Origin of the sequence: Methanobrevibacter arboriphilus JCM 13429 = DSM 1125, from assembly GCF_002072215.1 — an archaeon.
In the GTDB taxonomy this organism is placed as follows: Archaea; Methanobacteriota; Methanobacteria; order Methanobacteriales; family Methanobacteriaceae; genus Methanobinarius; species Methanobinarius arboriphilicus.
Genome location: NZ_JXMW01000030.1, coordinates 48,249 through 56,483, shown reverse-complemented (window position 1 = coordinate 56,483; position 8,235 = coordinate 48,249). Strand labels below are relative to the sequence as shown.

Below are 8,235 nucleotides of genomic sequence, written 5' to 3'. Positions count from 1 at the left end.
TAGTTTAGGTGATACTGTTATTGTTAGTTTATCTCTTAATGAGAGGATTAACACTACAAGTGATGTTATAATTGGTAATACTACTTATTATGGTGTTAATTTTTTAAATGGTGAGGCTGTTTTAAATTATATTATAATTAGTCCTTATTCTGGTGATTTAGAAGTTGTTTTTGTTGGTAATGCTGAGTATAATAGTGCTGTTACTTATGTTCCAGTTGTTTTTAAAGATTTAATTGGAACTAAAATTAGTTTAAGCTCAACAAAGGAGGGTAATAAGATTACTGTTGAAGGTGAGCTTAAAGATATTAATGGTAATGTTTTAGCTAATCAGGTGGTTGTTTTAAAGCTTGGTGATAAATCTGTGAATCTTAAGACAAACAGTAAAGGTGTTTTTAATTATACTTTCACTTTATCTAAGGCAGGTAATTATTATGGTAGTGCTTTGTATAATGGTTTGAATACAAGTTATGTTAAATATGGTTCTTCTATTGGTAAGTCTAATTCTATTACTGTTAATAAAGCTAAACTGATTGTTTATACTAAAGTTAAGTCTTATACTCTTGTTAAGAAGTCTGGTAGGCGTTATCGTGTGAGTTATAAGACTTATTATGTTAAGAATGTTGGTGATTTGGAGGGTTCTAAGCTTTATAATAAGAATTTCTTGAAAAAACATTCTTTAGGTAGGTATGTTTTGAGTAAGGTTAGTAAATCTAGTAATGTGAAAACAAGTTATAATAAGGTTAATAATGTTTTGAAATTCACTGTTAAGAATCTCAAACCTCTTAAAATATCTAAAATTAAAATGAAAGGATATAGGAAAGTTCTTAAATAATTTTTTTTTATTTCTTATGGTGTGTGAGAAATTTTTTTTGGGGATATATAAAAGAAGAAAAGAAGATTTACTAAATATTCTTTTTATCTTTTATTATTTTTTGAGATTAGGAAATAATAATTTTATTCAACAAGCCTATTAACTAAATTTAACAAAACTATTATACTAAATTTAACAAAAATATTATACTAAATTCAAAAATATTATTATCAATAATATTTTATATAAAATTCATCATACTACCAAAGTACTATGAATTCGAATCAATCATCACCCAACACTAAAAAATACCAAAAGAATAGAATAAGAGAAACTAATAAGCTAATTATGCATCCATTGAACCTATGCATCCATTGAACCAATTTTTGCATCGAATTCTTTGAACTTATTTGCAAGGCCTCTGAAATAGGGTATATAAACATTTGAGAATTGAAGTCTTTCTGGATTCATTCCATGATCTTTTATTTCTTCTCTTATTTGATTCATTTTATTTTCTACTTCTTGATACATTAAATCTCCAGGATATTCTCCAATGAATACTCCATCTGCACCATTTTTAAGAGCATAAATAATGTGTTTCGGCATTACTCTGTTTACAGAATGAACCTTTATAATATATATTGATTCTGGATAGTCTACTCTATTAACTCCAATGTTATCTGCTGCAGTATACCCAACTTGATCAAGGAAAACAAGAATTCTTTTTTCTCCTTCTTTTTTACCTTTTAGCATTCCTGAAATAGTTGCAAATATTTTTTCATCAATATTTCCATGTATGTTTATAGCTCGTGGTTTACAAACAGTTAGGCATTTTCCACACCCTGAACAAGACATAGGATCTATATAGATCATTTCATCTTTAATAGACATAGCTTTATATTTACATATAGATATACAATCTTCACATAGATTACATTTTTCATCATCTATTTCAGCTACAAATGGTTCTATTTCGAGCCCATCATTCATTATTTCAGCTACTTTGGAAGCTGCTGCGTGAGCTTGCATTATACTATCTGTAATATCTTTTGGCCCCTGTGCAGTTCCACAAACATAGGCTCCTTTAACATCAGTAGTAACTGGCTTAATTTTTGGATGTGTTTCTTTAATAAACATATCTTCAGTTATACCAACATTCATTATTTTAGATATCTCTTCACTACCTTGGGATGGTTCGATTGCTGTTGATAAAACAACCATATCTGTTTCAATTTCTGTAAATTTCTTTTGAAGAGTGTCTTCTACTCTAACTACTAAGGAATCCCCTTTTTTATTGACTTCACCAGGTCTGCCTCTTAATAATCTTATTCCATTTTCTTGTCCATGTTTGTAATATTTTTCATACATTCCTGGAGTTCTCATATCAGTATAACATATTATAACATCAGTATCTGGGTATTTGTGTTTTATTATGTTTGCATTTTTCAAAGCTACCATACAACATACTTTTGAACAGTATTTATGTCCATCTGGTTTTTCATCTCTTGAACCTACACATTGTATCATGACTACTCTTCTTGGAACTCTATCTTTAGATAACATTTTTAGCTTACCTTTAGTCGGACCATTTACTCCCATAATACGACCAAGTTCACTTTGAGTTATAACATCTGCATATCTATTATATCCATATTCTGGTCTAAGGTTTGGATCAAAAGTTTTATGACCAGTGGCTAATATAACAGCTCCAACATTTAGAGGAACTATTTCTTTTTCTCCTTTAAGATAAATTGCTCCCATTGGACATTTTTTCATACATTTACCACATTTTTCACAATTTTCCATATCAATTGTATATGCATCTGGATAACTTTGTGAAAACGGTTTATAGATTGCTTTTCTCATTGAAAGTCCATCATCCCACCTATTTGGAACTTCAACCGGGCATTCTTCTATACATTTACCACAGGATATACATTTTTCTTCATCTACATATCGAGGATTGCTTTCAAGGAGAATACTAAAATTTCCAGCTCTTCTTTCAGTACTTAAAACTTTAGTATTGGTTAATATTTCAATATTTTCATGCCAAACAGTTTCATTCATTATTGGATTAAGTAAACACATCCCACATTCTTCAGCCAATTTAACTGGAGAGAATACTTTTCCAATTTTAACCATATTTCCTCCAATTGATGGTTTTTTTTCAATTAAATATGTTTTAACACCTTGTTTAGCTAATGAAAGTGCAGCACTTATTCCGGATATTCCTCCTCCTATAACCGCAGCACTTTCTGGTGTTTGACAAAGAATTGGATCTACAGCTTGAGACTGCTTGACTTTTTCAATTGAAGCATTTACAAGCGTAATTGCTTTATCTGTAGCTTTATCCATGTCGCCATGTACCCATGAACATTGTTCTCGTAAATTAGCCATGTCCATTAAATATGGGTTTAAAGGCTGAATATAATCTTGGAAAGTTTTTTCATGAGTTATAGGTGAACATGACGCGATTACAACACGATCTAATTCTTTATTAATAATATTGTCTCTAATTATTTTTCTACCATTAAGAGAACACAGATTTTCAAATTCTTCAACTACGTCTGCATCTATGGAGCTTTTAAGTTTATCAATATCAACAATATCTGAGATGTTTCCTCCACATCTACAGATAAACACTCCAACACGTAAATCTAATTTTTGAGAATTTAGGGTTTTTTTATCATACATTTTAATCCCTTCATATTTTAATCTCTTTATAATGATTTTAATAAATCTTAATTTTTTAGCTAATTTTAATAATTTTAAATACTATTAATATTTAATTTTTTAATATTTTTTAATATTTTTTATTTTATTTTTTTATTTTTATTTATTTTTTTAAAAAAATAATGATTTAAGCTTTATTAGCAGTTTTAACTCTTTTTACTTCTCTTTCTTTTGATAAGTTTTTTTCTACTTTTTCAATTAAAGGTTCTATTGGAATTGTATGTGTTTGAATTCCCATTACTTTATAAGGATCTGAACCCATTACAAACGCTACTAATTGAGCTATATTAAGGTGCATCATTTTAAAATCAATGTTTAATTCTTTCCCGATGAATGGTTGGTATCTATCAAATTGCATTTGACAATTTGGACACATATGGACTAAAATATCTATATTTTCATCCTGTAGTGATAATAACTTTTCAGAAGTAACTTTCATAGAAAGATCTCTATTAACAAACCTTTGTCTAAATCCTGCCCCACATGTGGATCTCTTATGGTCATACCAGCCTATTGTTTCTATTCCACAGCTTTTTAAAATCTCATCTAAAACTTTTGGATCTCTGAATCCTTCAGTTGCATCTTCATATTGAACTTTACAGTAATGGCATGCTGGATGGGTAGCTATTCTGAACTCAGATAAATCAATTTTAATATTTTTAGCTATTTCCTCTTTTTTATCAAAAAAGATATCTACTACATGAAATATGTTTTTTGAGGAGTCGATTGTCCCTTCTTCATATTTCATTTCATCTAAGTTGGTTTCATCATATATTGTATTTACTTCATCCCTAACTTTTTCATTGTTATTTAATAGCTTAGCTACTTTTTTATGAATTGCATAGCAAGTGGAACACATCATTACTATGTTGGTGTGATCAGTTTTTTTAGCTACACTAAAGTTTCTTCCTCCAATTACTGTTGTTGAAAGCTGATCATATATGTCTGAATAGTGACCAAGACCAGTACAGCAAGATTGTCTATCATCAACAATGTATTCAATACCAATTTTATCAAAAACATACTTTGTTGAAGATTCGACTCCTGGATACTCTCCATTTATTAAACAACTTTTAAAGAGCATGATATTTTTATCAGGTATTTTTCGCATAGATTTACCTTCTATAATATTATATAGTCTCTAATTATCTGTATTCCTAATTATGTATCTAGATATAAAGATATTACTTTAATTTTATTCTCTAAGTTTGTTGACTCTTTTATCGAGGCCTGTCTTTTTCAGTAAAACTCTTATTTCTTTAATAGAGTTTTTTGGCATTTCAAGTGGTTTAAGACCTAATTCTTCTCTTATTTTATTTAAATTCATATTTTTTTCTTCCCATTCTTTGCCAATATCTCTTATTAAGTCTTGGTGAAAATTATCAGGTATGCCTCCAAGACCTATATCCATCATTAAATCTACAAAACCTGCAAATGGGCTTACTTCTTCATTAGCTATGCCTTTTGATATAGCTATTTGCCTTAGTATTTGGTTTACTTCACATGCACTATTACCAACTGGGCAAATACTGTGACAAGTATAACAATAAAAACAATTCCATATTGTTTTATCAGATATTACTGACTCATCACCTTCAAGAACTTTTTCAATCATAGCTCTAGGATTGTATTCTGAATTTCTAGCCCCTGGACACATAGATGTACACATTCCACATTGTACACATTTCAAAAGCCCTTTTTCTTTAGAAAATTTAATATCTTCTACAATTTTTTCAGCTAGTTCTAATGGATTGTCATCTATTTTAATTGTATCCATTTCACCACCCCCTTTATAATTGAATAACTTTTTTATGAATAACAAATCTGTGAATAAACAATTATAAATAAACTTAATAATAAGTTTAATAAGTTTTAATAAGTTTTAATAAGTTTAATAAGTTTCACTTTTTTATTTGAAATTATCATTTATTTAAGGTTATTATCTATTTTAAATTATCTTTTATTCCAAATTATTTTTCATTTTTCAAATATCAATATTTTATAGATATTCTAAATTTTATAAAATACTTTTTAAAAATAAAACTTTAATATAAAAAATTCTACTCATAAATAGTTCTAGTTCATAAATAATTCTAGTCATAAATAATTCTATGCATAGATAATTATAGCGTAGATAATTAGATAATTATTTTATTAAAAACAAAAAATCTATTTATATTTTTACAGAATCTAGTTTAATATATTAAAATATTCTTTTTGTATAATAAAATATATTAGAGTTAATAATATGTGTCCTAATGTCGATAAATATTACTATATACTTAATAATGTGAAAAATTAATAGTTAAAAAATCAATAGTATTAAATTAATAGTATTTATTAATATTTTTAATTTTGATAAAATAATTTCAATAGAATATTAATTTTAGCAAAATATAATACTGTATATTTTATTTTTAATAGTATAAATATTTTGTTAATATCCTATCATATTTTATCTTTTATATAATAATTATAATTTTAATCATCATCATCTTGATACAAAAATATCATATACTGATATAATTAATATACTGATATAATGTTATACATAATATCACATACTGATAATCTTATGCATAATATCATATATGATATTTTTGTATTGGTATTGGATTTAATTATAATAGTATGGAGTTTATATAATAATATATGGTTAAAGGTATTTACATACCTTCTAAACTCATATCAATCATTCTTTTTGTTTCACTAGCTAATTCTGGTGGAAGTCCTGTTATGTCCATACTTAAGAATCCTCTAACAATCATAGAGGTAGCTTCTTCTTCAGTTAAACCTCTTGATGTAAGATAATAAATTTCTTCTTCATCAATTTTCCCAACAGCTGCCTCGTGAGACATTTCAAGATTTGCTGAACTTGCTTCAAGTTCTGGAACAGCGTAAATCATAGAATCGTCTGAGAGAACCAACCCATGACATTCAAGATGTCCTTTAACTCCTGGAACAGTTCCAGCTAAATGTCCTCTTGAATAAATTTTTGACTCATCATTAGAAACTGCTCTTGAAATAACTTCTGCAGCTGAACCTTCTCCATTTAAAAATACTCTTGAACCTACATCAATAATAGAGTCTTTTTGACCACTTTGTATACTTTGAAATATTGCTTTAGAATTTTTCCCATTACAGTATGCTGTTGGATATGATTGTATTGTTTTAACAGGACTTGTGAGTACATAATTATTAATAAAAGTAGCATTATCATCAACTTTTATTCCAGTTCTAGGTCTCACTTCTACTTGTTCTGCCCAGTTGTGAACCATTGTAAATGTGATTTTTGCCCCTGGTTTTAAATAAAATTCTGAAACTCCCACATGTAATGCAGATGAAACATCTTCTCCAGTTGCACACCCTGTAATAACATGTAGTTCTGAGTTTTCTTCTGCTATTATTATATTGTGTGCGGTTTGCATAACTGTTTCATCACCAATAAACATACATGCTTGCATAGGAAATACTTCTTTAGTGCCAGGTAAAGATCTTATAAAGTATCCACTTTTAGTCCCTTCTTCATGTTCTCTAAGAGCTGTTTGAGCAGTATATTTGTCTGCATCAGGAGACACAACATTCCACATATATTGGTCTAGCCAATTATATTTGTCAAGTGCAATTTCAAGATTCATAAGCTCTATAGAATCTGAAACTGAGCTTGAATATATATTACTTTGATCCATCTGGAGAAAAGACCCTGCTCTTTCATTTTCAGAAGTATCCACTCCTACTTTAAGTAAGGTATCTTTTACTTTTCTTGGAACATCTTGGATACTATCTACAGTTTCATGTTCCTCTTTATCTTCTTTTATAAATTCTTCCATGTCAATATCGGATCCAATAGCTGCTTTTTTATTTTTTGCTTTTTCAGCTTTTTGTAATACATTTCGCACACTCAACACATCCTTTAAATCCTTCTTTCCTTATATCGTCTAATATTTCGCTAGGGTTTCCAGAACAAGCTATTTTTCCATCCATTAATACATGAGCCATATCTGCTCCAACAAAGTTAAGTATGTAACCTAAATGAGTAATAAGTAAACCTGATCTCATTCTTTGACCTGGTTTTTTATCTTTATCAAGTAACATATTTATTTCCTCAGCAAGTAATTCTACATTTTCAATATCAACACCAGAATCTGGTTCATCAAACATTGTAAAATCTGGTTTTTGAGCAAGTAATTGAAGTATTTCAGACCTTTTAACTTCTCCTCCAGAAAATCCAAGATTCACATCTCTTTCAAGAAAATCTTCATCAAATTTAAGTTTATCTGCAAGTAACTGCATTTCAGGAGTAAGATTTTCATCCTTTATATTCTGCCCACTTTCTACTTTAAGTAAATCTTTTAAATTCACTCCTCTAATTGCTGGAGGGTTTTGAAAACTAACACCAATTCCTCTTTTGACTCTTTCTGTTGTATTAAGATTGGTTATATTTTCTCCTTTAAATAATATACTACCGTTGACAATCTTATATTTTGGAAATCCAAGAATGCTCATAAATAATGTACTTTTACCACTTCCATTTGGCCCTAATAGTACATGAGTTTCTCCTTCTTTTATAGTTAAATCTATGTCTTTTAAAACTCTCTTTCCATTAACTTCAACAGCTAAATCAGTTATTTCAAGTAACATAATTCACCACCCTATTATTTTTAAAGTATTATTATATTAAATATTATTAT

6 protein-coding genes are annotated in these 8,235 nt (G+C 28.4%); 1 reads left to right on the top strand and 5 read right to left on the bottom strand.

What is annotated here, in order from left to right; translation table 11 throughout:
- The coding region (locus tag MBBAR_RS10360; RefSeq protein ID WP_158082581.1) for a hypothetical protein at positions 1 to 832 on the top strand (832 nt) is incomplete at its 5' end.
- Positions 833 to 1,174: 342 nt separating this feature from the next.
- Here the strand turns inward: MBBAR_RS10360 and hdrA are convergent.
- The 5 genes from hdrA to sufC form a co-directional block, all read right to left on the bottom strand.
- On the bottom strand, positions 1,175 to 3,505 hold the full coding sequence (gene hdrA / locus MBBAR_RS09665; protein WP_080461136.1) for a ferredoxin:CoB-CoM heterodisulfide reductase subunit HdrA: 2,331 nt from the start codon (positions 3,503 to 3,505) through the stop codon (positions 1,175 to 1,177).
- A gap of 166 nt (positions 3,506 to 3,671) precedes the next feature.
- On the bottom strand, positions 3,672 to 4,655 hold the full coding sequence (gene hdrB, locus MBBAR_RS09660) for a ferredoxin:CoB-CoM heterodisulfide reductase subunit HdrB (RefSeq protein ID WP_080461135.1): 984 nt from the start codon (positions 4,653 to 4,655) through the stop codon (positions 3,672 to 3,674).
- Between the two features lie 84 nt (positions 4,656 to 4,739).
- Entirely contained in the window at positions 4,740 to 5,321 is a 582-nt protein-coding gene (hdrC, locus tag MBBAR_RS09655; RefSeq protein WP_080461134.1) for a ferredoxin:CoB-CoM heterodisulfide reductase subunit HdrC, read from the bottom strand.
- Between the two features lie 889 nt (positions 5,322 to 6,210).
- Entirely contained in the window at positions 6,211 to 7,452 is a 1,242-nt protein-coding gene (locus MBBAR_RS09650; protein ID WP_249025063.1) for a SufB/SufD family protein, read from the bottom strand.
- Entirely contained in the window at positions 7,418 to 8,185 is a 768-nt protein-coding gene (gene sufC, locus MBBAR_RS09645; protein ID WP_080461133.1) for a Fe-S cluster assembly ATPase SufC, read from the bottom strand. Before sufC ends, MBBAR_RS09650 begins: the two co-directional genes overlap by 35 nt.
- Between the last annotated feature and the right edge of the window lie 50 nt (positions 8,186 to 8,235).